Source organism: Clostridium sp. BL-8 (assembly GCF_002006495.1).
In the GTDB taxonomy this organism is placed as follows: Bacteria; Bacillota; Clostridia; order Clostridiales; family Clostridiaceae; genus Clostridium.
The window spans coordinates 121,192-145,726 of record NZ_LZZL01000012.1 but is presented as its reverse complement, the minus strand read 5'-3'; the positions used below and the strand labels follow the sequence as shown (position 1 = coordinate 145,726).

The window sequence follows — 24,535 nt, the reverse complement described above, 5'->3', positions numbered from 1 at the left end:
AATTATTATTGCAACATATATATATAAATTTATTCTTAAAGTAAAATTAAAAAATAGAGATAGCGAAAAATCATAAGGAGAAAAGTAACGCTATCTCTATTTAAATTTAGGGATTAAAAAATATTATGTTTACATTATCAAGTATTACCAGAATATTTAATAATATTCATAGATTTAAATAAAGATCCAACAAAAATTTTAAATAGACAATAATGGATGAATTTTAAGAAAAACAGAGATAATGGAAGATTTTATACGGATAATATATTGAGAAGGCTTTACTATATTTTAATCAAGTGTTTAATATATAGTTATAATATGATAATATTTAATCAAACGTTTAATTAAAAATGAAAAGAAAGGTGATGTACAAAAGTTATGAAAGAAAAAATTAATGAAAATGCAGTAGCACAGCAAATTATGGATGCAGCTATACCTTTATTTGCTGTTAAAGGATATACAGGAGTATCTATAAGAGAACTTTCTAAGGAAGCAAGAGTCAATAGCGCATTAATTTCTTATTATTTTGGAGGTAAAAGCGAATTATATTCAAGTATTCTAAAAACTCAATTGGAACTTCTTGTAGCGGCTGTTAGCGTAGTCGAAAAAGAAAAACTTTCACCTATAGAAGAGATTTATTTATTTTCAGAAAAGCTTTGCTCACTTCATAAGAAATATCCTTATTTGATTCGTATAGTCCTAGGTGAAATTGTAAATCCGACATTTTGTTATGACAGTGTTGTAAAAGTAGGAATTGAAAACATAAATCACGCACTTAAAGATTGTATACAAAGAGGTATGAATTCTGGGGAAATAAGAAATGACATTGATCCAGCTGCTACAGCTGTTTCATTGGTTGGAATGATTAATTTTTACTTTTTGACTTTCCCTTTAAGTCAAGAACTTTTTATGGAAAAAGGGAAGGCAATAAACCATTATATTAAGGAATCAATTGAGCAGTATTTACATGGTATTTTAATGCATTAGGGAAAAAAGAGAATTTTGAAGTGTTAAAGGGGTGAATTAAATGAAACTTAAGGTAAAAAGAATACTTTTATTTTTGGTAGGAGTATTAGTTATAGGTATCGGGGGTTTTCAAATTATAAAAATGAATTCCAAGAAAGAAACAATAGAAGTCCCACCTCCAATTGTAAGAACACTTAAAGTTGCAGCTTCAAATAAAGATTCGGAATATGTGTATGCTGGAGCAGTTAAATCTAAATATGAAAATCAATTAGCATTTCAAGTTGGGGGAAAGATTATAAAGAAAAACGTGGAAGTTGGTGACAGGGTAGAAGAAGGAACAGTGATCATGGAAGTAGATTCTGAAAATATGGAGGAAACAGTAAAAAATGCTGAGGCCTCTGTTTCGGCAGCAGAATCTAAATATAAACTAGCTGAAGATAATTTAAAACGCTATGAACAGCTTTATCAGGCTAAAGCTATAACTCAGGCAGAATATGATAATTATGTTAATATAGATGAAACTGCTAAGGATGCCTTGGATCAGGCAAATGCATTATATGATCAAAGTATGAATCAACTTGGTTATTGTAAGTTATATGCAGATAAATCTGGAGTAGTAAGCAGTGTTGATGCTGAAGAAGGACAAGTTGTTGCAGCTGGGCAAAAGATTGTCACTCTTGTTCAGAATAATGAATTAGAAGTTGAAATCAATGTTCCGGAGAATAGAATTGATAAATTAAAGAGTGCCAAAGAAATTGATGTGAGCTTTTGGGCATTACCAAGCATTAAGGTAAAAGGGTCTGTGCGCGAAATTTCGCCTGTAGCAAATGATGCTTCACGTACTTATAGAGTTAGAATAAGCCTTATAAATCCACCTTCTAGTATTAAAATAGGAATGTCCTCAAACGTTTCGATAAGTGAAGATAATTCAACAAGTAAAATATGGATACCTCTTACTGCTGTATATCAGCAGACTACAGCTCCTGCAGTATGGGTCGTTAACGAAAATAAAGTAAGCTTAAAAAATATCACATTAGGGGATTTCAGCAGTGATCAGATTACAGTAAGTGATGGACTAAGTGAAGGAGATGAGGTTGTAACTGCCGGTGTAACTAAATTGCGTGAAGGGCAGGAAGTAAGAGTAGGGAGTGATAGTTAGTGAAGCGTTTCAACTTAACAGAATGGTGTCTTAACAGAAAACAGCTTATATATTTTTTAGCTATTACAATAATTGTAGCCGGAATTTTTGTTTATCCCAAACTTGGAAGAAATGAAGACCCTGAGTTTACCATTCGTGAAATGTATATGACGGTAGCATGGCCTGGTGCAACTGCAAGTCAGGTTGAAGAGCAGATTACCGATAAAATAGAAAGGAAGCTGCAGGATACTCCTAATAAGGATTATATAAGAAGCTATTCAATGCCAGGGCAGGCAGTTATATTTATTGATTTAAAAGATGAGGTTCCTAGTGATAAAATTAGAGATACTTGGGTTGAAGTGAGAAATGAAATTAATGATATAAAAGGCACTCTGCCATCAAATATAGTTGGACCTAATTTTAATGACCGCTATGATGATGTATACGGATGTATTTATGCATTAACATCTGATGGCTATACCTATGAAGAAATGAGAGAAAAGGCAGAAAATGTAAGAAGATCTTTGCTAAATGTAAAAGATGTTAAAAAAGTAGAATTAATAGGAGTTCAGTCAGAAAAAATATTTATTCAGGTAGAAAATACTAAAATGGCACAGCTTGGGATAAGTCCAAATACAATCACAAGCACTTTGCAGGCGCAAAATTCTGTTATACCTGCAGGAATGATCCAAACGTCAACAGATAATGCATATCTTCGCGTAAGTGGTATGTTTGATGATGTGGATAATATCTCTAATCTGCCAATTAAAGCTGGAAGTCAAACTTTTCGTTTAGGAGATATCGCAAACATTACTCGTGGTTACTCTGATCCACCTGATCCTAAGATGTTCTTTAATGGAAAAGAAGCAATAGGAATTGCAATCTCTATGGAAAAGGGTGGTAATGTCTTAAATCTAGGTGAAAACTTAAATAAAGCATTATCTCAAGTTAAAAATGATTTACCTTTAGGGATGAATTTATATCAAGTGGCTGATCAGCCAGAAGCTGTTACAGATTCTATTAATGAGTTTTTAGAGACCTTTGTTTTGGCATTGGCAATAGTAATGCTGGTGAGCTTTGTAAGTCTTGGACTTAGAACTGGCTTGGTGGTGGCCTTATCAATCCCATTAGTTATTGCAGGAGTATTTGTTGCAATGTTCCTTTTGGGAATTCCACTGCACAAAGTATCTTTAGGTGCTCTGATAATTGCACTTGGACTTTTAGTTGATGATGCAATTATTGCAATTGAAATGATGTCAGTTAAACTTGAGCAGGGATGGGATAGGTTTAAGGCTGGCTGCTTTGCTTTTACTTCAACAGCCTTCCCAATGCTTACTGGTACACTTATTACCTGCTCTGCGTTTACTCCAGTAGGTTTTTCAAAGGGAACTGCATCTGAATACACAGGAAGTGTGTTTGCTGTTGTTACAATTGCATTGCTTTTCTCTTGGATTATTTCAGTTTGCTTTGTTCCAGTATTGGGATTTGATTTGATTAAAACTAAGCATAAGAAAAATGAAGAGGATAACGTATATGATACAAAATTTTATCGTGGATTTCGGGGCATTTTAAACTGGTGTTTAAATCACCGTAAACTCATATTAACGGCAACAATAATATTATTTGGTCTATCTGGCTTTTCACTTTCACATTATGTTCAGAAAGAATTTTTCCCAGCTGCAACAAGACCTGAACTTTTGATAGATATGACTTTGCCACAAGGTTCTTCTATTGCAGCAACTCAAGAAGCAGCTAATAATTTAGCAGAGGATTTAAAAGATGATAAAGATATCATTAATTACTCTTATTATGTAGGGATGGGTGCTCCACGTTTTGTATTATCTCTAGAACCTATCGCACAAAGCAGTAATGCTGCACAGTTTGTCATATTGACTAAAGATATCGCAGCAAGGGATAGAGTGAGTAAGGACGTTCAAAAATTATTTGATGAAGGATTTGAAAATGTTCAAAGTCATATAAAGGTTATTCAAAATGGACCACCTAGCAATTATCCGGTTATGCTTCGAGTTACAGGAAACGATAATGATAAGGTTCGTGAGATTGCAGGAAAAGTACGTGATACTATGGCGGCTGACCCTAATTTATACAATATTAATTTTGACTGGTTTGAAAAGATAAAAGGGATTTCTGTTGAAGTAGATCAGGATAAAGCAAGAATGCTTGGTATAGATAGTGCGCAGGTTTCTGCAGTTTTGCAGGGACAATTGTCAGGTACTACAGTATCTCAATTTAGACAGGAAGACAAAACAGTAGATATTATATTAAAAATGGATTCGGCAAACAGTCATGATTTAGGTTATATTAAGAATTTAAATATCACACTTCCAAGTGGCAGTTCTATTCCGTTAGATCAAATAGCTAAAATTAATTACAATGCTGAAGATGGTTTAATAGCAAGAAGGGATTTAAAACCTACTATTACGGTTCAAGCTGAAGTATTGCCAGGTACAACTGGAAATGATGCTTCCACAAATATATATAATCAGCTTGAAGACTTAAGAAATTCTCTTCCTGCTGGATATAGCATAGATATTGGAGGGGCATTAGAAAGAAGTGAAAAGGGATTAGCTCAGGTTAGAAATGTAGTTCCTTTCATGATAATTTTAATGATAATACTGTTAATGTTCCAACTTCAAAATGTACCTAAGATGGTAATGACATTGCTTACAGCACCTTTGGGATTAATTGGAGTTGCAATAGCTTTGCTTGCATTTAAGAGTCCAATGGGATTTGTTGTAGTACTTGGTATTTTAGCGTTAATGGGAATCATAATAAGAAATTCTGTTATTTTGGTAGATCAAATTACAAAACACGTTAAAGAAGGAGAGACCATAAGGGAGGCTATTATAGATTCAACTATTTTAAGATTTAGGCCTATAATGTTGACTGCTATAGCTGCAATTATGGGAATGATACCATTAATCAGAAATTCCTTTTGGGGACCAATGGCAGTAGCAATGAGTGGTGGTTTATTTGTTGCAACAATATTAACACTACTTGTACTACCTGTTATTTATGCCTCATGGTATAGAGTGGATAAGAGAACTAAAATGCCTTCAGATAGTCAGGCAGAAGAAAGTATTAATGAAAAGGAAATTGATGATAGTATTAGTGAGTTAGATAATAGACCTAATTAATATTTTAAGTGTAGTCATAATATCATGGCTACACTTTTTTTATTTTTTATATTCATAATAGGGCATTTGAATCGTAACACCTGTTTCATCAAATTTATAATTTGTATTTTCAAGAGGTGGCATGTTATGAACTAAATTCATTCCAACAGTGTAAAGTGCTTCAGCAGTTTCATTGGGATTTTGAATAACTGTACCAGCCATTAAACCTTTATCAATTAAATCTATAGCTTCAGGTATTCCATCAATTCCGAAAACAGGAATATATTTTGATTTATTACCAGTGTTATATCCATATCTTTGTAATGCTTTTATGCTACCTATCGCCATTGCATCATTGTTTGAAATTATTGCATCAAACTTACCATTATATCTTAAAAATAATAAGTCCATAGATTCTTTTGCACATGTTTCATCCCAAGAACAAGATTTTACCAGGATTTCTTGTGTTTTTATTCCAGAATCTTTAATTGTTGAAATTGAATAAGAGCTTCTTTCAAATGTTACGGTGATATTTTCGGGACCTTGAAACATTATGTATTGTAAGATATTATCATCATTTATATCTATAGCTTTTTTGTTAGAATTCCATTCGGAAACAATAAGATTTCCTTGTAAAATACCAGATTGTCTAGCATCTGTTGATATAACCAAAGATCTGCTATAGGATTGAATGGGTTTTGTATCGAATGGAACTGTATTAAATAAAATTAATGGTATATTTTTTTGTTTTGCTTTATCTACAACCGATGCTACTGTCTCTTGATTCAGATCAACTAAATTTACCAATAAAAGTTCATAGTCACTTTGTAGAATCGAATCTATAAGTGTATTTTGTATATTTTGATTTCTTGCACCATCAAAGAAGGTAAAATCAACATTACTTTTATTTTTATTTTGAATTTCTTCTAAGCCCTTTCGAACTAGAGAAATATAGGGATCATCGAAACTAAATAATACTACAGCAGTTTTAACAGGTTTTTCAGACGAGACTTGCGCGTTTACAGGCATATAATTATGAATATTATTCATTGATACTACAATTAGTATAATTATAATTAATATTCTTTTTAATATTTTCATTGCAATCCTCCAGATATATTTTACGAATTATAAATGTTTAGTATTATGTTTATCTTTTGACTTGAAAAATATTCTTTATAAAAATAAATTGGGAGCTCTAAAAAGTGAAATGGAAATTGCATTAGTTAAAATTAGTAAATCTTCAGGACTAAAACCATCTAGAAATGTCATTACTGCACTTGCCCAGCAATAATTTTATATAGTAGATATTCTGACTATTGAATTAAAAATATAAAAGCAAATTTATAGGCTAATACTATTTTTGTTTTATAAAATTAGTGATTTTAAGAATCTTTATTGAATAATAGTAAAAAAATGGAATATAATATATGTATTAATTAGAAGAATGGAGTGGGGTAAAATTATTTGTCCAATAAATCCATAATGTTCTAGGAGAGGTAATATGAAATTTTTTAGTTATATAAAAAATATTATTCAGCATTATTCAATTTGGAAGCGTTATAGTATAAAAGCCAAATTGTTAAGTATATTTATAATTATTTCAATTATACCGATGATTTCTAGTCAAATATTTCTGTACAAGCTATCACAACATTATCTTGAAAAGAAAATCACAAGTCTTACAGATAGAAATTTATTTTACATAAAAACTAATATAGAAACAGATATGAATTATTATAAAGATATTTTATATAGAATGGCAGCAGATAATGACTGCCTAGACCTAGAGAAGATGTTCAATGATGGAGATGAATTTGAAAAGGCAGCTTCTATTAATAAAATCAGAGAGATTTTTGGATCTTACTCTTATTCAAGAAGTCAAATTAGAGCTATAACCTTTGTTGGGATTGATGGAAGAAATGTATATTATGATAAAAGGAATATAGGGATAAATAATAGAGTATGGGATATGTATAGCGAGGATGCTAAAGCTAAAATTTATACGGAAGTTTTAAATAGCAATACACCAGTTGTATTACCTACGACGGCTAATAGCTATATTGATGGAAAGTCTGAATATATGTTTCATATGGGACTAAAAGTAAGAGACATAAGAAGCAAAGAAGAGATGGGCATAATTATAATGAGTTTTGATGAGCAAGTTTTGTCTGATATATGCAATCTAGAAATGGATAAAGAAGATTTTCCTAATGACAGAATAAATATGTGCTCTGTAATCATTGATAGTGATGGAAGAATTATATCCTTTGAAGATAAAAAATATATTGGGACTTATGTTAAAGAGTATTCTAGCAGAGAAATTAGTGATAAAGGAAACGATGAAAATCTTAGCCAATTAATTTATTCAATGCCTAGTTTTTCGAACAAGAATATTTCTGTCAGCAGTATTTCAATAGATAGTGCTGGCTGGAAAGTAATCAATATTGTTGATAAGGATAATTTATTTTCGGAAGTTAATCTACTAAGGAATTTAACTTTTGCATTTTTAGCTGTAATTGTTGTAATCGTAATGATTATTATTATAATATTTTCAAATAAGTTTTATGAATCAGTTAAGATCATTGTTAATGGAATGAAAGAAGCTAAGAAGGGAAATTTTAATACAAAAATAGAACTTAATACTGAAGATGAATTAGCCTTCATAGGTGACGAATTTAATGAAATGTTATCAACTATAAATATTTTAGTAAAAGATATAAAGGATCAAAATCATTATATTATTGAATTATCAAATAAGAGAAGAGAAGCAGAGATAAAAGCAATAGTTGCTCAAATTAATCCGCATTTTTTATATAATACTTTAGATTGTATAAATTGGATGGCAATTAAAAATGAGAACTATGAAGTAAGCGATACCATTGGGAATTTTGCAAAGATACTAAGGTATAGCATAGGTGACATAAATAAAGAGGTGGCTATTTATGATGAAGTTGAGTGGCTCAAAAAATATGTATATTTACAGCAGCTTAGATTTAATAACAGTTTTATGCTAGAGTTAAAGGTTAATGAAAGCGTTTTAAGCTGTAAAATTCATAAGTTAATATTGCAGCCTTTAATTGAAAACTCTATTATCCATGGGTTTAAAGGTTATGATAGTGGGCGGAAATTAAAAGTTGATATAGATAAATTCAAAGAGACCTTTATTAAGATAATAGTAAGTGATAATGGAAATGGAATTGAAAAGGAAAAGCTTAAAAAAATAATAGCCAGCATTAAATTAGGAAAAGATGAGGATGAAAATCTAGGCATAAAGAATGTCTACGATAGAATAAAAATTTATTATGGAGAAGCTGCTAAATTTGAAATCAAGAGTATAGAAAAAGAAGGAACTACAATTACATTAGTCATTCCGTTAAGCATATGATGAAATAAGATAATAGATAAGTATACTGATTTATTATTTTTGAGAGTGTATTGATACCTTAGGGAGGGATATTTATGAGGATTCTTATAGTGGAAGATGAGATTAATGCTAGAGAAGGATTAGGAAATTTACTCGAAAAGATTAATGATAACTATATTGTTTGCGGAAAAGCTTCTGACGGAGAACAGGGATTGATTTTTGCTAAAGAGTATAAACCAGATCTTATTTTTACTGATATTGAAATGCCAAAGCTTAATGGATTAGATATGCTTGAAAGGATTAAAGAAAATGGACAAGATCCTTATGTTATTATATTAAGCGGATATTCAGATTTCAAATATGCTCAAAAAGGTATAAAACTTGGAGTAGAAGAATATTTATTGAAGCCAATAACTTATAGTGACTTAAGGATTAGCATGGAGCAGATTGAAAGAAAATTAAGTTTAAAAAGAGAAGAGTTGCTGCTCTTTGGAAATCATATACCTAAAGAAAAAATATTGGAGCAAATACTACTGAACAAAGGTGCAAATTTAAAAGATTTATATAAAGTCATTGAAGAAAATATAAAGCAGTATGAAGAACTATATCTTGTAAACTTGCGTTTAAGAAATGGAGATGAGAAAAGAAGTGAGATTATAGTACAAGAGATATATAATTTTATAAAAAATTATAAGCTTGAAAATTTCTATTACTCAATTATGAAAGAATATAATTATGTAACTATGTTTGTAAGTGCAAGAGCAAAATTTATGGAATTCACAAAGATGTTAAAGTATAACTTATTGTTTAGTTTAAGAAAAAATGGTTTTTCTGATATTACCATCAGTTTTATTAATTTAAACAGCTTAGAAGAAATAGAAAATTCCTTCAGTAAACTTAAAGGATTATCTAAATGGCCTATTGTACTTGGAAATGACGAAATAATTTGTGAAGAAATGATATTTAAATTAAAAATAAATCATTGCAATTACCCAATAAGAATAGATAATGAAGTATTAAAAGCAATAAGGAACAATGATCGAGTAAAATTAATTGATATTAACAAGAACTTTGTTTCATATTTGAAAGCTGATATCTATGATCCAGATCAGGTAATTGATATTTGCAGCAAGTATATTTTTTCCATTTTAACAGTTTCAAAGAGCTTTAATAATGATATGTATATTGAATGTGGGAATGAAGGGATTTTAGATGCCATTAAAGATAGCTGCACTTTTGATGAATTAAAAGAACAATTAGATCGCGTAATTGATAAAGTATGTAAAAGAAATCATGAAGGAACTACAGTAAACTCATTAATAGTAAGAAAAGCCATGAATTATATAAAGGAGTATTATAATGATAAAGTTTCTCTTGAGGAGATAGCAGATGGAATGAATATAACGCCTGAATATTTAAGTCGGCTATTTACAAAGGAACTTGGGAAAAGTTTTTCAGATTACTTAAAAGAATTTAGAATAGATAAAGCAAAGGAATTATTGACAGGTAAAAAAATGAAGATTTATGAAGTAGCACAGCAGGTAGGATATAGTGATTCTAAGTATTTCTGCAAGGTATTTAAGGAGCTTACAGGTATGGCTCCAAAAGAGTACATGAAATTTTATTAAAATAAAAGTGTAAAATTTATATCATGATTTTACACTTTTTTTATGATAATAGAATATGGAAATGTATTCCTAAGGGGTAATATTAAATTATAGAAAACGTTTTTATAGATAGAAGTTATACAAGGAGGAAAATTAAATGAAAAAGATTAAGGTATTATTAAGCTGCTTGACGGCTGTGGTTATGACAGCAGGTATATTTGTTGGATGTGGAAATAGTAGTACACCTACTTCAGAAACTAAAGCTGATTCATCTGGAAAGACAACCCTTACAGTATGGCATTATTTTGATGGGCAACAACAACAAAAAGCTATGGAGAATCTTGCTGATAAATATAACAAATCTCAAGATAAAGTAGAGGTTCAGGTAGAATTTGTACCAAGAGCTGAACTTACTAAGCAGTTTACAATAGGACTTGTTGCTGATAAATTGCCAGATGTTGGTTTGGTTGATAACCCAGATATGGCTTCTTTTTCAGCAATGGGATTATTTGCAGATATTACAGATAAGATGAATTCTTATGATGGCAAGGATCAGTTTTATCCAGGGCCAATTTCTTCATGTCAGTTAGATGGAAAATACTATGGAATACCACTTGGAAGTAATGATTTAGCTTTATTTTATAATAAAGACATGCTAAGTGCTGCTGGAATTGAGCCTCCAACAACTTTTGATGAGTTAAAAACTGCAGCTAAGAAATTAACAAAAGGAGATACTTATGGACTAGCTATAGCTGCTCCAAAGAATGAAGAAGGAACCTTTCAGTATCTTCCATGGATTCTTTCAACAGGAGCTAAATTTAATGAAATTGGAAGCCCAGCAGGTATAAGTTCTCTTCAGTATCTTACTGATCTTATAAAAGATGGGTCAATGAGTAAGGAAGTTATAAATTGGACACAAAATGACTTGGAAAAGCAATTTGTAACTAACAAAGCTGCAATGATTACAGATGGTCCATGGATTATAGATACAGTTAAGAAAGATGCTCCAAACTTAAATTGGGGAGTTGTGAAGATTCCTAAAGATAAAGTATTTGCATCAGATTTAGGCGGAGAAAACTGGGGAATCATTAAAGGGCATCATGAAGCTGAAGCTTGGGATTTCATTAAATATACTCAGCAAAAAGATAATATGATTGAATATTGCGCTGATTTTGGTTACATTCCTTCTAGAAAAGATGTTGCTGAAAGTGATGATAAAATAACTAAAGATCAAGTTATGAGCGTATTCCTAGATGAATTACAATATGCTATGCCAAGAGGACCACATCCAAAATGGCCTGAAATATCAGATGCAATGTCTACTGCAATGCAAGAAAGCTTTACAAATGCAAAGACACCAGAACAAGCTGCAAAAGATGCACAAGTAAAGATTGATGCAGTATTAAAATAAATTAAAAAATTCAAGGTGCCTTTAAATTTAGTAAAAGGCACCTTGAAACTGAAGCAAGGCAGGTGGAAATAGTTTTGAATAGTAAATATAGTAGAGAATTTATTAAGGAAGAAAGAAAAGGGTACATATTTGTGCTTCCAGCACTAATATTTATGCTTGCTTTTGTTGGTTATCCAATAATATATAATTTTATATTAAGTTTTCATGATGTAAATGTAATGACTTTTAGCCAGTCAGTTAAGCCTTTTGTTGGAATAGAAAACTACCTTGAAGTGTTTAAAGATCCTGCAATGCCAATAAGTATTTGGAACACTTTAGTTTTCACTATTGGAAGTATATCAATTCAATTTATCATAGGATTAGGCTTAGCCTTACTCTTTAACTTAAAATTTAAGCTTTCTGAACCTATTAGAGGACTTATGGTAGTAAGTTACCTTGTACCAATGACAGTAACTGCATTATTGTTCAAATTTATGTATAGTACAAGCGGGGGGATAATAAACGAGTTGCTTATGAAATTTGATTTAATATCACAGCCAATAGGATGGATTATTGATAGTAAAACTTCTATGTTATCAGTAATATTAACAAATTCCTGGGTTGGAATTCCTTTCAATATGCTCCTATTAACAACTGGATTAAGCAACATCTCTTATAGCTTATATGAAGCAGCTAAGGTTGATGGCGCTAATGTATTTCAAAGATTCTTTAAAATAACTCTTCCAGCTTTAAGACCGGCAATTTTATCAGTATTAGTGCTTGGGTTTATTTATACCTTTAAAGTTTTTGATTTAGTATTTGTTATGACGAATGGAGGGCCGGTTAATAGTACAGAGCTCATGTCAACCTTTGCATATAAATTATCATTTACCCAATTTTCATTTAGCAAAGGTGCCACTGTTGCCAATGTATTATTCGCAATCCTATTCTGTGTAAGCTTAGGATATCTTAAATTAATAAAGGAAGATGAGGTGATGGATTGATGAAAAAGATAATTCTTAAGAATAAACAAAAAAATATAATATTATGTTGTATATCAGTTCTTGTAGCCTGCATAATGCTTTTCCCAATATATTGGATTGTAGTAAGCTCCTTTAAAACTAATGCAGAAATTTTTGCTTCACCTCCAACTTTTATACCTAAAGAATTTACTTTTAGCAGCTATACAGATCAGTTTACAGGTAAGAGCAGTATATTGGTGACTTTTACCAATAGCTGCAAAGTTGCTTTTACATCAATGGTTTTAGCGTGTATATTGGCTATTCCTGCAGCATATGGTTTAGCAAGGTTTAGAATGAGGGGGAAAAAGATATTTATTTTAATATTCTTAGTAACACAAATGCTTCCAGTAGCATTATTGTTAACGCCGATGTTTCTAGTATATAAGAATTTAAAGCTCTTAGATACTCTTTGGGCTCCAATATTATCAGATGCGACTATATCAGTACCATTTGTAGTTCTAATTCTTAGGACTTACTTTCTTGCGCTGCCAAAAGAACTTGAAGATTCAGCAAAGATTGACGGATGCAACACATTTACAGCATTTACTAAAATAATGCTTCCAATATCTTATCCAGGACTTATAATGACAGGAGCTTTTTCATTTTTATATGCCTGGGGAGACTTAGCTTATTCTCTTACATTCTTAACCAGTCCTGAAAAGAGAACAATGACTGCTAGTATATATAATTTTATGGGTAAGTATGGAATACAATGGAATTCAATAATGGCTTATGGAGTACTTTTAGTTCTACCTGTTGTTTTAATTTTCATATTCCTTCAAAAATATATAATTGGAGGTTTGACTAACGGTGCTGTTAAAGGATAAATATAAAATTTAAATTTTAATATGATTGGAGTTGAAGTATGTGGAATCTAAGAATGAATTTAATTTAGAATATAGTATTTTTAAAGTTGAAGGAAATATATTAATACGTAAGTTTGATTGTGAACAATTGCGAATTGAACCCTGGGGTGAAAATAGCTTTCGTATACGAAGCACAAAACAAGCAGAATTTATAAATAATGATTGGGCTCTGTTACCACAAGAAAGCTGTAAAGTTGAGATCAAGATTGATGATAATGAGGCAGCTATTGAAAATGGAAAAATTCATGCTCATATTGATTCGGGAGGAAAAATAACTTTTTATAATCAAAAAGGTGATATTCTCTTAGAAGAGTATGTAAGAAATAGAAATAATGTAAAGAAGTTTTGCAGTGCATTGGATATAGAAGCGCGTGAATTTAAACCTATTCTTGGTGGCGATTATACTTTAACTATGCGCTTTGAATCAAATCCTATGGAAAAAATCTTTGGTATGGGACAATATCAGCAGCCAAACTTAGATTTAAAAAACTGCGTTCTTGAGCTTGCTCATAGAAACTCTCAAGCTAGTGTTCCTTTTGCATTATCTAGTTTGGGCTATGGATTCTTATGGAATAATCCAGCCATTGGAAAAGTGACTTTTGGAAAAAATATAACTGAATGGATAGCAAGCTTAACTAAGCAATTAGATTACTTTATAACAGCAGGAGATACTCCAGCAGAAATAGAAGAAGCTTATGCAAAGGTTACTGGAACAGTACCAATGATGCCAGAATATGCTATGGGACTTTGGCAATGCAAATTGAGATATCAAACTCAAGAGGAGCTATTAAATATTGCTCGCGAATATAAGAAAAGGGAAATTCCAATTTCAGTTATAGTAGTTGATTTCTTTCATTGGCCAAAGCAAGGTGAGTGGAAATTTGATTTAAATTACTGGCCGGATCCTGATGAAATGATAAAAGAACTCAATGATATGGGGATTGAATTAATGGTTTCCATTTGGCCAACAGTAGATAAAACCAGTGAAAATTATAAAAAGATGCTTGAAAGAGGTTATTTAGTAAGAGTTGACAGAGGAATTAGAACTACAATGGATTTCTTGGGAAATACAGTCTTTTATGATCCAACCAATCCAGAGGCACGTGACTTTGTATGGAAAACCGCTAAGAAAAACTACTATGATAAAGGCATAAAGATATTCTGGCTGGATGAAGCTGAACCAGAATATTCAGTTTATGACTTTGATAATTATAGATATTATTTAGGTCCAAATGTGCAGATAGGAAATATTTATCCAGTTATGCATGCAAAGACTTTCTTTGATGGCATGAAAGAAGAAGGACAGAAAAATATAATTAATCTTATAAGATGTGCATGGGCTGGGAGCCAGCGTTATGGTGCTCTTGTATGGTCAGGAGATATTGATTCCAGCTTTGAAGCACTAAGAAATCAATTTGCAGCTGGGCTTAATATGGGACTTGCAGGTATACCATGGTGGACGACTGATATAGGAGGCTTTCATGGTGGAAATCCAGATGATCCTGAGTTTAGAGAATGCATAATCCGCTGGTTTGAATATGGAGCCTTTTGTCCAGTTTTTAGATTACATGGAGATCGTGAACCGCATTCTAAGCCTCTTGGAACTAGTGGTGGCGGCTTATGTGCAAGTGGGTCAGCAAATGAAGTATGGAGCTATGGAGATGAAGCCTATGAAATTTTTAAGAAATATATACTTCTTCGTGAGAGAATGAAGCCTTATATTACTGAAATCATGAAGGAAGCGCATGAGAAAGGAACCCCAGTTATAAGGCCTTTATTTTATGATTTTTCTAAAGATAAGCTTTGTTTTGATATTACAGATCAATACATGTTTGGGCCTGACATTCTTGTTGCACCAATACTTTATAAAGGGCAGAGAGCGAGAAAAGTTTATTTGCCAGAAGGTGCTAAGTGGAAGGAGGTAAATTCAGAAAAAACATTTAATGGTGGACAATGGATTGATTGCGATGCTCCACTAGAGAGAATCCCATTATTTCTTAGAAATGAGGCAGGTATTCCTATTATTATTTAATTTTAGCCTATGTAAATTTAAGCTTTTATTTTGTTAAAGGTACATTTATAGGGGAAGTTAATATTCTATAACATTAATATTTTGAAGGAGAAATAATATAGTACACATATCAAATATTATAAATTATTAGCCAATAATTATAATATTTTAATAGATGATAATTTAGGGAGAGAAGGTGAAAGTGCTAAGAACTAAAGAATTAAAAAAAACTGAATAAATATAATAAGACAAGGAGGAATGATAATGAAAAAGAAATTTATTGGTATGACATTAGGTTTGGCGATTATGTTAGCACTAGGAGCAGTCCCTGGAAAGCCAGCTTTTGCAGCTAGCAATTTAACAGTAGATTGTGGAAATACGATTAGAGGAGTAACTCATTGTGCAAGTGGCTCTCTCTATGGAATTACTGAAAGCAAACCAGGTGATATTGCACAGTTTGTAGCACCTCTTAAGCCAAATGTTTTCACAAATCCAGCTTTAGCTGGATCGCAAAATCAGCAACCTATAGGAGCGGCTATACCAGTGGCCGGAAGACTTACTAATACAACTGGAAAAGTTATGATTAGATTAGCAGATATATATCCAAAGTGGCCTTATGCTTTTACAAATATGAATGATTGGCTTAGTAAGGTTACTAATGTAATAAACACAAAAAAGGCATCAGGATATTCAAATTTTTATGGCTATGAGATATGGAATGAGCCAGATGGTACCTGGAAAAGTACTACAGTAAGCTTTAATGATATGTGGATTCAAACATATAAATTGATACGTTCTTTAGATTCAAACGCCCAGATTGTAGGACCTTCTTATTCTTACTACAATCATAGCAGAATGAATGATTTCCTTAGTTTTTGTAAGACTAATAATTGTCTTCCAGATGTAATCTGCTGGCATGAACTTGGAGGAAGCGGCAGTATCTCTGGAAACATTAAAGATCTGAAATCAATAGAAAGTGCACTTGGAATATCAGAAAAGAAAATTTCAATAAATGAATATTGTGATAGTAGTCATTATGCGGAGGGACAACCAGGAGCATCAGCACCTTTTATTGCTAAATTCGAACGAAATAAAGTAGATTCAGCTTGTATTTCGTGGTGGTGGACAGGTGCACCTGGGAGATTAGGAAGTCTTATGGCATCTGATACACAAAAAGGTGCTGGATGGTGGTTTTATAAATGGTATAGTGATATGACTGGCAATATGGTTAATGTAACACCTCCAAATGATAATAGTAATGGAGTGGATGGTTTCGCTTGTGTTGATTCAAGTACTAAGTATGTAAGTATACTTATAGGTGGTGTAAATGATGGAAGCATTAATGTAAATATAAAAAATATCCCATCATTTATTGGTTCAACTGCTAATGTTAAAGTAGAAAAAGTAGATTGGACAAGTAAAGACACTCCTGTAAGCGGCACATCCTTAGTTTCTTCAAATAGTTACGCTGTATCTAATGGAGCAATTAATGTATCAATACCAAATACAAATAATACTAGTGGCTATCGCATTTATATAACTCAGTGAATTTGATTAAGGCATATTAGGAGAAATAAATAAAAAAGGAATATTTAGAGAAATAAAAGCTTTAAGTATTCCTTCTCCTATTTCAGGAAGGTTATAAAGATAAGTTAAAGGACTTGATACAATAATTAAACCATAGAAGATGAATTTGAATATTACATAAAGCAGGGGATTTTTATGCCTAAAAAGTTAGATAACTTTGCGGATTAGCATCCAAATTTTCTAAAGAGTAGAAAAAGAATTTTATGAAAATTTAGCAATAAAATATTCACAAAATATATTGCAATTAATATTATATGGTTAGTAATGTATTATAATCCATATAGTGAAAAAATAACAAATTGTAGAGTTGCATTATTAATGATTGTATTTTGAAAATTAATTGATTGGTGAAAAGGTCGAAATAAAATACATTGGGATGGTGTTTATATGTCATCAAATATAGAATCAGCATTAAACTTGAGGGATAAAGATTTTAGTATAATATGTAATAATTGCGTAGGGGGATTTATATATCAATATTACAATATTGAATACAAAACTCCTACATTAGGTTTATTTATTCTAGCACAAGATTATATTAAATTTTTGTTGGATATTAAATTTTATCTTTCAAAGCAATTAGAATTTATTAAACCAAGAGAATCAATATATTATGAGAATTTTAAGCAATTTGAAGAGCATATGAAATTTCCAATTGCCAAGTTGCATGATATTGAGGTATTCTTTATGCATTATAAAAATGAAGAAGAAGCAACAGAAAAATGGAATAGGCGGATAAATAAGATTAACTGGAATGATTTAATAATTATTTTTGCAGAAAATGAAACTTGCAATTATGAAATGATAAAACAATTTGATGCTCTTCCATTTAATAATAAAATATGTTTTACAAAAGAGGATTACCCAGAGATAAAATCATCCTGTTGTATAGAGGAAATGAAAGATCCTTCAAAATCATGGGCCGTAGAAACAATAATGAAGCATTTTAACATAGCAGAGTTTATAAATAACAGATCTAATTAACAGGAACCGCTCATTAAGGCAAAGCATTCACAAATTATAATGAAAATATTTTTATTTTCGTAGAAAATTAAATAATTAGATATGCTATAAACTATGTAAAATATTAAGAAAAAAATCGCATTAGTATCATACACGATGATAATGTGATTTTTTGCTGCATGATTTTAAGAAAGCTATATTAGTTTAAATTTGTGACATAGTTGTTATATTTAGGAGAGACTGAGAGCATGGATAAAGAACACTTTAAATTTTATCAGAATAGTTAGCAACGGATAAAAGTGATAATCATATTATAAGATAATATAGTAAATTTATAGATAAAAAAATTAAGAAAGGAGTTAATATGAGGCGGAAAAAAGACTATAATTGCGAACCAAAAAGTTCCATCAATACAGGTAGTAAGATTTCAGGAGATAAAGACAAAGAGAGAAAGTATCACAAAGACGAAAAACATCCTCCTAAAACTGTTCATAAGCCCAAATCAAATTCAGTATTTGATAATGCATCTGTGGCAAGAATACAAGGTCCACCGGGACCACCGGGACCTCAAGGACCAGCAGGCCCTCAAGGGCTACAAGGACCACCAGGGCCTCCAGGACCACCTGGCAGACCAGGGACATCGGGATTTCCAGCAATTCCAATAGTTTCAACACCGCAAGTAATTGCAGGACCACAGGGAATACCTGGAATACCAGGGCCACCAGGACCTCCGGGAGTGCCTGGAATACCAGGGATACCTGGAATACCGGGGCCACCAGGAATACCAGGACCTCCAGGAATACCAGGACCTCCAGGACCATCGGGTGGATCTCTATGTAAAAATTCAATCAAATATGCCTTAGATATAATTAGAGAAGCAAATCCTAATCAAAATGTGTCTTTAATTTCATTTAGTACTACAAAAACAGGCATAATAAGTGGATTTCAACCCAATAGAGATGTGGTAAATATAATAGATACAAACACACAGAATACTGTATATGTGTCATTGTGTAATATTATTTTTATTACGTTTCCAGATGAGCCAAATGTAGCAGAATTATTACCGAACAATTATGATGCTGCTTTACAAGGTGGTTGCAATGAAGATATTGAATCTGCAATAAAAACTATTTTAAATAGTTATGAATTTCCAATAAATATTGAATTAATTATTGATATTATAAATAATTCAAGTGATTCATATAAAATTGAAACGGTATATGGTTTATGCAACGGTATACTTTGGGTAAAATTTAATGATACAGTTGAAGGAAACAGATATGGTGCCATACCGCTATGTTCAATTTTTAGTGTATCACAAGGAACAAATGTACCGTGCTAATATTTGAAAGTTTAGTAAGGGATAAAACAATAAGTTCATCCCTTACTATATTTAACAGTAAAAATTAAGCTATACATATTAAATTAAAAGAAAAACAAAAAAATGAACAATGTTTCTAAAAAATAGTTGTGCATTTGAAAAAATGATATAATTAACCAAAGATTAACTATATATTGAGGGGGAAATCATAATGAAGTTTAGAGAAAAAGAAATAGAATTAAAAGACGGAACAACATGTATTTTAAGAAGTCCAAATGAAGATGATGCAGAAGAAATGATTAAATATTTAAAAATGACATCAGAGGAAACACACTTTATGGTTAGATATCCTGAAGAGATCAATATAACAATTGATAAAGAAATAGAACTTCTTAAGGAAAGCCTAAATAGTAGTACAGATATGATGATTGCAGCATTTATTAACAATAAACTTACAGGCAATGTAGGTATTAATTGTGTAAGAAATCATATTAAGCTTAAACATAGAGCAGTATTTGGAATTTCTATAAAAGAAGAGTACTGGAATAATGGTATTGGAAATGCGCTTATAAAAGAAGTAATAGAACAAGCAAGACAAATGGGTTATGAACAAATTGAACTTGGTGTGTTTTCTGATAATGAGAAAGCAAAAAATTTATATAAAAAGTATGGTTTTGAGGATTGGGGAAATGTGAAAAATGCATATAAACTTAAAGATGGAACATATCGTGATGAAATTATCATGGGAAGAAAGTTATAATAATGCACGTAGATTTATATACAATAACAATGTTAATGTATATATGAAATATTATTTTTATTACGAGGAATACTAAAATTACTATATTTTAATGAAAGTAGGTATTCCATTATGATAAAAAGAAAAAATACTAAAAAGTTAACAAATGTCCATTCAAGTTATGCAAAGCCATCAAAGGAGCCTAATGATGGATATTTTATTGAAAGAGACCCGAATGATACTTTTAGTTCAGAAGGAACTGTTAGATATGGGGAAGAACAGGATGTTGATGACTTATAGAAATAAAAAAATATTACTTTTAGTATAAGGTATAATATACTAAGGCTGTGATAATTGAATATATTTAGATAATTAAGTTTGCCTTTAAGTATATATTTTGGAATTGACTTCTATTACAATGATTGTAGTAGAAGTTTTCTATTTATGATAAATTAACTATAGTGAGATAATAAAAATATAAACTCATGAAGTATATGATAGTACTATCATAATAAAGGGTGAGTTTGCGATTTTTTTATTAGATAATACCTATAGATAAAAAAACTTTATTTAAATTGAATGAAAGTAAGGATTTAAACTATGAGAGATAAGATAATATGCTTAGTAGGGGAATCAGGAAGTGGGAAAAGCACTATAGCAGAACTTTTAGAAAAAGAAGGATATAACTATATACAAAGTTATACAACGAGAAAACCAAGATTTGAAAATGAAAAAGGTCATATATTTGTTGAGCATGCACCAGAAGTTTTTGATACTATTGATTTTTCTAAAGAAGAAATTTTAAAGAATGGGATTATAGCTCACACATATTTTGATAACAATCATTATTGGGCAACAAAAGAGCAATATCAAAATAAAGGTATTAGTTTATATATAGTTGACCCAGAAGGTGTTAAAGAGATTAAAAATGATATTAAAGATTCAGAAATAGTGGCTATTTATATTAAAGTAGATGAAGAAGAGAGACGGCGTAGGATGCTGAAAAAAAGAGATCCTCAAAGTGTTAAGGATAGAATTGAGTATGATAGGGAGATTTTTAAAATAGTTCAATGCGAATATGTGATAAATAATAATGAAAATATTGATGATACAGTTAAACTAATAAAACAGATTATCGATTGATTAACTAAAATACCGTATCACCTAATAATTTTGAGATCTATAATAAATAAATTTATCGAAAAATAGATAATATAATCTGATATTGATAATACTAATGTTATCCTATAAGAAGAGAAAGAGAGGATTTTTGATGCGTATATTTAGGAGAACTTTAGTTATTTTAGAAGCTATAATTATAGCATTATCAATAATTCCGATAGATGAAAGTAGAATAGTTAATGCTCCAATAAATTTATTTAGGCAAAGACCTATAGCGGTAAGTGTAGTACTATATAATTTTGAAGATGTATTTATTTCTTTAGTGAGACAAGGCTTAGAGGAAATTCAAAAACAAAATCCAGGAAAAGTTGAATTTAAATTTTATGACGGAAAAGGAAATCAATCAATTGAAAATGAGGTGATTGACAACATAATTAAGAATGAGAATGTTGATATTCTATTAGTAAATCTAGCTAATACACAGGATACCCAAGAAGTTATTGATATGGCTAAAAGCAGAGATATTCCTGTAGTTTTTTTCAATAGAGAACCGGTAGCGTTAGATCCAATTAAAGCCTATCCTAAATCTTTTTATGTAGGAACAGATGCAAGAGAGGCAGGTTCATTGCAAGGGCAAATTTTAGTAAATTTATGGAATAATGATAGAAATTTTATCGATAAAAACAATGATGGAATATTAGAATATATTATGCTGCAAGGGGAGCGTGGCAGCATAGAAGCCCAGGAGAGAACACAATATTCCGTGTCAACAATTAATAATGCAGGAATAAAAACTCAGCAGCTAGCATTAAATGTTAGCAATTGGAGAAGGGATTTAGCTCAAAACGCTGTAAATTCATTGTTTCTACAGTATGATGGAAGAATAGAGGCGATAATTGCTAACAATGATGAAATGGCGATAGGTGCCATTGAAGCATTGCAAAGTCATGGTTATAACCAAGGTGATAAAACGAAAACAATTCCAGTTGTTGGTGTAGATGCAACAGCAGAAGCTCAAGAATTAATAAAGAAGGGGTATATGGCAGGCTCAGTTATTCAAAATCCATCTGATATGGCAAAGGCTATCTATGCGATAGGATTAAATATATTTCAGGGTAATGCACCTCTTTATAATACAGAATACAAAGCAGATGAAACAGGAGTTGCAGTTAGATTACCATATAGAGAATATGTTGCTTAAGTATAAAGTTTTAGGAGGAATGATTATATGCCAATTAAAATTAATAGAGCAAAAGAAAATCCAGTAAATATGAAGAAATTAGATAGAGACTTTTTTAATAGAGACTCATTAATAGTAGCAAAAGATCTATTAGGGAAAGTACTTGTGCATGAAGTTAATGGTGAGAGGATTTCCGCAAAGATTGTTGAAGCTGAGGCATATATGGGAATAACAGATAGGGCTGCACATTCCTATGGTGGAAAGAGAACTCAAAGAGTTGAGGTTATGTATGGAAGACCAGGGTTTTCTTACGTATTTATAATTTATGGTATGCATTATTGCTTTAATGTAGTTACTAGAGAAGAGGGAAATCCTCAAGCTGTTTTAATAAGAGCTCTCGAACCATCAGAAGGATTAGATTTTATGGCTAAAAATAGATTTGGAAAGGAATATAATGCTTTAACTAAAAGTCAAATAAAGGGATTAACTAATGGTCCAGGTAAGTTATGCAAAGCATTATTAATTGATAAAGGTTTAAATGGAGAAGATTTATGTAGGGACAGCCTATATATAGAAGAAGGTGAAAATGAAAAATTTAATATAATACATTCCAAGCGTGTGGGAATTGATTATGCTGGAGAGGCAAAAGATTATCTTTGGAGATTTTACATAGAAGGAAATAAATATGTATCGGTAAGATAACTGCTTTATCTAAGTATACTGAAAGGATTGAAAAAATGTTAGATAATACAGATAAACTTATTTTGACAGAATTGTCTGAGAATAGCCGTATAACGATGAAAGAGCTTGGAGAAAGAGTGCATTTGACAGATCAAGCAGCAGCATTAAGGGTTGCTAAATTGGAAGATGCAGGAGTTATTGAAAGATATACAATTAAAGTTAATCAAGCGAAATTAGGAATAACTATTCATGTAATGTTAAATATTTATACGAAAGGTACTCATCATAAGCCGTATCTATCTTTTGTAAGTTCACAAGAAAACTATATAATTCATAATTATAAAATCAGTGGTGAGGGCTGTTACCTTCTTGAATGTAAATTCCCTTCTAATGAAATTCTAGATGAATTTTTGGTAGAATTAAATAATTATGTAAATTATAGATTAACTATTATTATAAATGAAACAATATAAAAAGTATAGAATCTCAAGCTCTTTAATATAAGCATAAATTAGGATGTAAAAATAAATTGCATGCAATTTAATAAGGAGGCATCATAATTACTTTCATTATTCAAGTAAAATTATAAAAAGACTTGATTTTATTTATGTAAATTATGCTTTATATAGTATAAAATGTACGTAAATAAAAGAAGAAGGAGTTATGATTATGAAAATTAGGCAAATTCGAAATGCTACAATAATTATTCAATATGCTGGGAAGAAGTTCTTAATTGATCCAGTTTTAGCGGAGAAAGGAACATATCCGCCTTATCCTAATTCAGTAAGACAAGAGCAATTCAATCCAGTAGTAAATCTCCCAACAACAATTGATGAAATTATAAATGTAGATGCTGTGGTGGTAACACATTTGCATAGAGATCATTTTGATGATGCTGCTAAAAAAGTATTACCAAAGAATATGAAAATATTTGTACAAGATAAAGCAGATGCTAAGGAACTTTTGGAGAGTGGTTTTCAAAATATTGAAGTTTTAAAAGAAGATACTACATTTGATTCTATTAAATTATCAAAAACAAGTGGACAGCATGGAACTGGAGAGATACTGAAACTCATGGGAAATGTATGTGGTATTGTGTTTAGAAACTTAAATGAAAAAACTTTATATGTAGCTGGAGATACAGTATGGTATGAAGGAGTCAAAAAGGTAATTGATGCATATAAGCCGGAGATTATTGTTTTAAATAGTGGAAATAATAAATTCCTAGATAGTAACCCTTTAGTAATGGGGAAAGATGATGTTTATGAAGTTCATAAAGCAGCACCTAATGCAAAAATTATTGCTAGCCATATGGAAGCATTCAATCATTGGACATTATCAAGAAGTGAATTAAAAGACTTTATTAATGAAAAAGAAATATCTTCTAGTGTATTAATACCAGATGATGGAGAGGAATATACATTTTAAGCATAAT

Annotated in this window: 20 protein-coding genes; 19 read left to right on the top strand and 1 reads right to left on the bottom strand. The window is 31.0% G+C overall.

Annotated elements, in window-relative coordinates; genetic code table 11:
- Positions 1 to 378 precede the first annotated feature (378 nt).
- Genes CLOBL_RS05790 through CLOBL_RS05780 form a run of 3 tightly spaced genes read left to right on the top strand, consistent with a single transcriptional unit; the run spans position 379 to position 5,262 of the window.
- Complete coding sequence (locus CLOBL_RS05790) at positions 379 to 987, top strand: TetR family transcriptional regulator (protein WP_077858149.1); 609 nt, start codon at positions 379 to 381, stop codon at positions 985 to 987.
- Positions 988 to 1,027: 40 nt separating this feature from the next.
- Complete coding sequence (locus CLOBL_RS05785) at positions 1,028 to 2,125, top strand: efflux RND transporter periplasmic adaptor subunit (RefSeq protein ID WP_077858148.1); 1,098 nt, start codon at positions 1,028 to 1,030, stop codon at positions 2,123 to 2,125.
- Positions 2,125 to 5,262: an efflux RND transporter permease subunit gene (locus CLOBL_RS05780; protein WP_077858147.1), complete on the top strand. Its 3,138-nt coding sequence runs from the start codon at positions 2,125 to 2,127 to the stop codon at positions 5,260 to 5,262. The genes CLOBL_RS05785 and CLOBL_RS05780 overlap by 1 nt, the downstream gene beginning before the upstream one ends.
- A 39-nt stretch (positions 5,263 to 5,301) precedes the next feature.
- Here the strand turns inward: CLOBL_RS05780 and CLOBL_RS05775 are convergent, their stop codons facing one another.
- Positions 5,302 to 6,342, bottom strand: a complete 1,041-nt coding sequence (locus CLOBL_RS05775) for a galactose ABC transporter substrate-binding protein (protein ID WP_077858146.1) — start codon at positions 6,340 to 6,342, stop codon at positions 5,302 to 5,304.
- 403 nt (positions 6,343 to 6,745) lie between these two features.
- On the opposite strand from CLOBL_RS05775, the gene CLOBL_RS05770 reads away from it, so the two are divergent.
- The 16 genes from CLOBL_RS05770 to CLOBL_RS05700 all read left to right on the top strand — a co-directional run bounded on the left by CLOBL_RS05770 (position 6,746) and on the right by CLOBL_RS05700 (position 24,528).
- The gene (locus CLOBL_RS05770; RefSeq protein WP_077858145.1) at positions 6,746 to 8,629 is read left to right on the top strand and encodes a histidine kinase; all 1,884 of its coding nucleotides are present in this window, start codon (positions 6,746 to 6,748) and stop codon (positions 8,627 to 8,629) included.
- A 74-nt stretch (positions 8,630 to 8,703) separates the two neighbouring features.
- Entirely contained in the window at positions 8,704 to 10,236 is a 1,533-nt protein-coding gene (locus CLOBL_RS05765; protein WP_077858144.1) for a response regulator, read from the top strand.
- A 136-nt stretch (positions 10,237 to 10,372) separates the two neighbouring features.
- Positions 10,373 to 11,626: an ABC transporter substrate-binding protein gene (locus CLOBL_RS05760; protein ID WP_077858143.1), complete on the top strand. Its 1,254-nt coding sequence runs from the start codon at positions 10,373 to 10,375 to the stop codon at positions 11,624 to 11,626.
- Positions 11,627 to 11,700: 74 nt separating this feature from the next.
- Positions 11,701 to 12,609, top strand: a complete 909-nt coding sequence (locus CLOBL_RS05755) for a sugar ABC transporter permease (RefSeq protein ID WP_077858142.1) — start codon at positions 11,701 to 11,703, stop codon at positions 12,607 to 12,609.
- Entirely contained in the window at positions 12,609 to 13,454 is an 846-nt protein-coding gene (locus CLOBL_RS05750; protein ID WP_077858141.1) for a carbohydrate ABC transporter permease, read from the top strand. The genes CLOBL_RS05755 and CLOBL_RS05750 overlap by 1 nt, the downstream gene beginning before the upstream one ends.
- Before the next feature lie 40 nt (positions 13,455 to 13,494).
- Positions 13,495 to 15,525, top strand: coding sequence for a glycoside hydrolase family 31 protein (locus CLOBL_RS05745; protein WP_077858140.1), 2,031 nt, complete (start codon positions 13,495 to 13,497; stop codon positions 15,523 to 15,525).
- Between the two features lie 243 nt (positions 15,526 to 15,768).
- Positions 15,769 to 17,052, top strand: coding sequence for a beta-xylosidase (locus CLOBL_RS05740; protein ID WP_077858139.1), 1,284 nt, complete (start codon positions 15,769 to 15,771; stop codon positions 17,050 to 17,052).
- Positions 17,053 to 17,478: 426 nt separating this feature from the next.
- Positions 17,479 to 18,075 (top strand): DUF1919 domain-containing protein, encoded by a 597-nt coding sequence (locus tag CLOBL_RS05735; RefSeq protein WP_077858138.1) that lies wholly within the window; start codon positions 17,479 to 17,481, stop codon positions 18,073 to 18,075.
- Positions 18,076 to 18,418: 343 nt separating this feature from the next.
- Positions 18,419 to 19,399: a hypothetical protein gene (locus CLOBL_RS05730; RefSeq protein ID WP_077858137.1), complete on the top strand. Its 981-nt coding sequence runs from the start codon at positions 18,419 to 18,421 to the stop codon at positions 19,397 to 19,399.
- Positions 19,400 to 19,589: 190 nt separating this feature from the next.
- Positions 19,590 to 20,138 carry a GNAT family N-acetyltransferase gene (locus CLOBL_RS05725; protein WP_077858136.1) on the top strand — a complete coding sequence of 183 codons (549 nt, stop codon included), beginning with the start codon at positions 19,590 to 19,592 and terminating at the stop codon, positions 20,136 to 20,138.
- 111 nt (positions 20,139 to 20,249) lie between these two features.
- Complete coding sequence (locus CLOBL_RS27895; RefSeq protein ID WP_179117688.1) at positions 20,250 to 20,417, top strand: hypothetical protein; 168 nt, start codon at positions 20,250 to 20,252, stop codon at positions 20,415 to 20,417.
- A gap of 300 nt (positions 20,418 to 20,717) precedes the next feature.
- Positions 20,718 to 21,260: an AAA family ATPase gene (locus CLOBL_RS05720; RefSeq protein ID WP_077858135.1), complete on the top strand. Its 543-nt coding sequence runs from the start codon at positions 20,718 to 20,720 to the stop codon at positions 21,258 to 21,260.
- Positions 21,261 to 21,390: 130 nt separating this feature from the next.
- A complete protein-coding gene (locus CLOBL_RS05715) occupies positions 21,391 to 22,440 on the top strand; it encodes a galactose ABC transporter substrate-binding protein (protein WP_077858134.1) in 1,050 nt (349 codons plus the stop codon).
- Between the two features lie 69 nt (positions 22,441 to 22,509).
- Positions 22,510 to 23,121 carry a DNA-3-methyladenine glycosylase gene (locus tag CLOBL_RS05710; RefSeq protein ID WP_143323840.1) on the top strand — a complete coding sequence of 204 codons (612 nt, stop codon included), beginning with the start codon at positions 22,510 to 22,512 and terminating at the stop codon, positions 23,119 to 23,121.
- Positions 23,122 to 23,156: 35 nt separating this feature from the next.
- Positions 23,157 to 23,573 carry an Lrp/AsnC family transcriptional regulator gene (locus CLOBL_RS05705; protein WP_077858132.1) on the top strand — a complete coding sequence of 139 codons (417 nt, stop codon included), beginning with the start codon at positions 23,157 to 23,159 and terminating at the stop codon, positions 23,571 to 23,573.
- 196 nt (positions 23,574 to 23,769) lie between these two features.
- On the top strand, positions 23,770 to 24,528 hold the full coding sequence (locus CLOBL_RS05700) for an MBL fold metallo-hydrolase (RefSeq protein WP_077858131.1): 759 nt from the start codon (positions 23,770 to 23,772) through the stop codon (positions 24,526 to 24,528).
- The last annotated feature ends 7 nt before the right edge of the window (positions 24,529 to 24,535 follow it).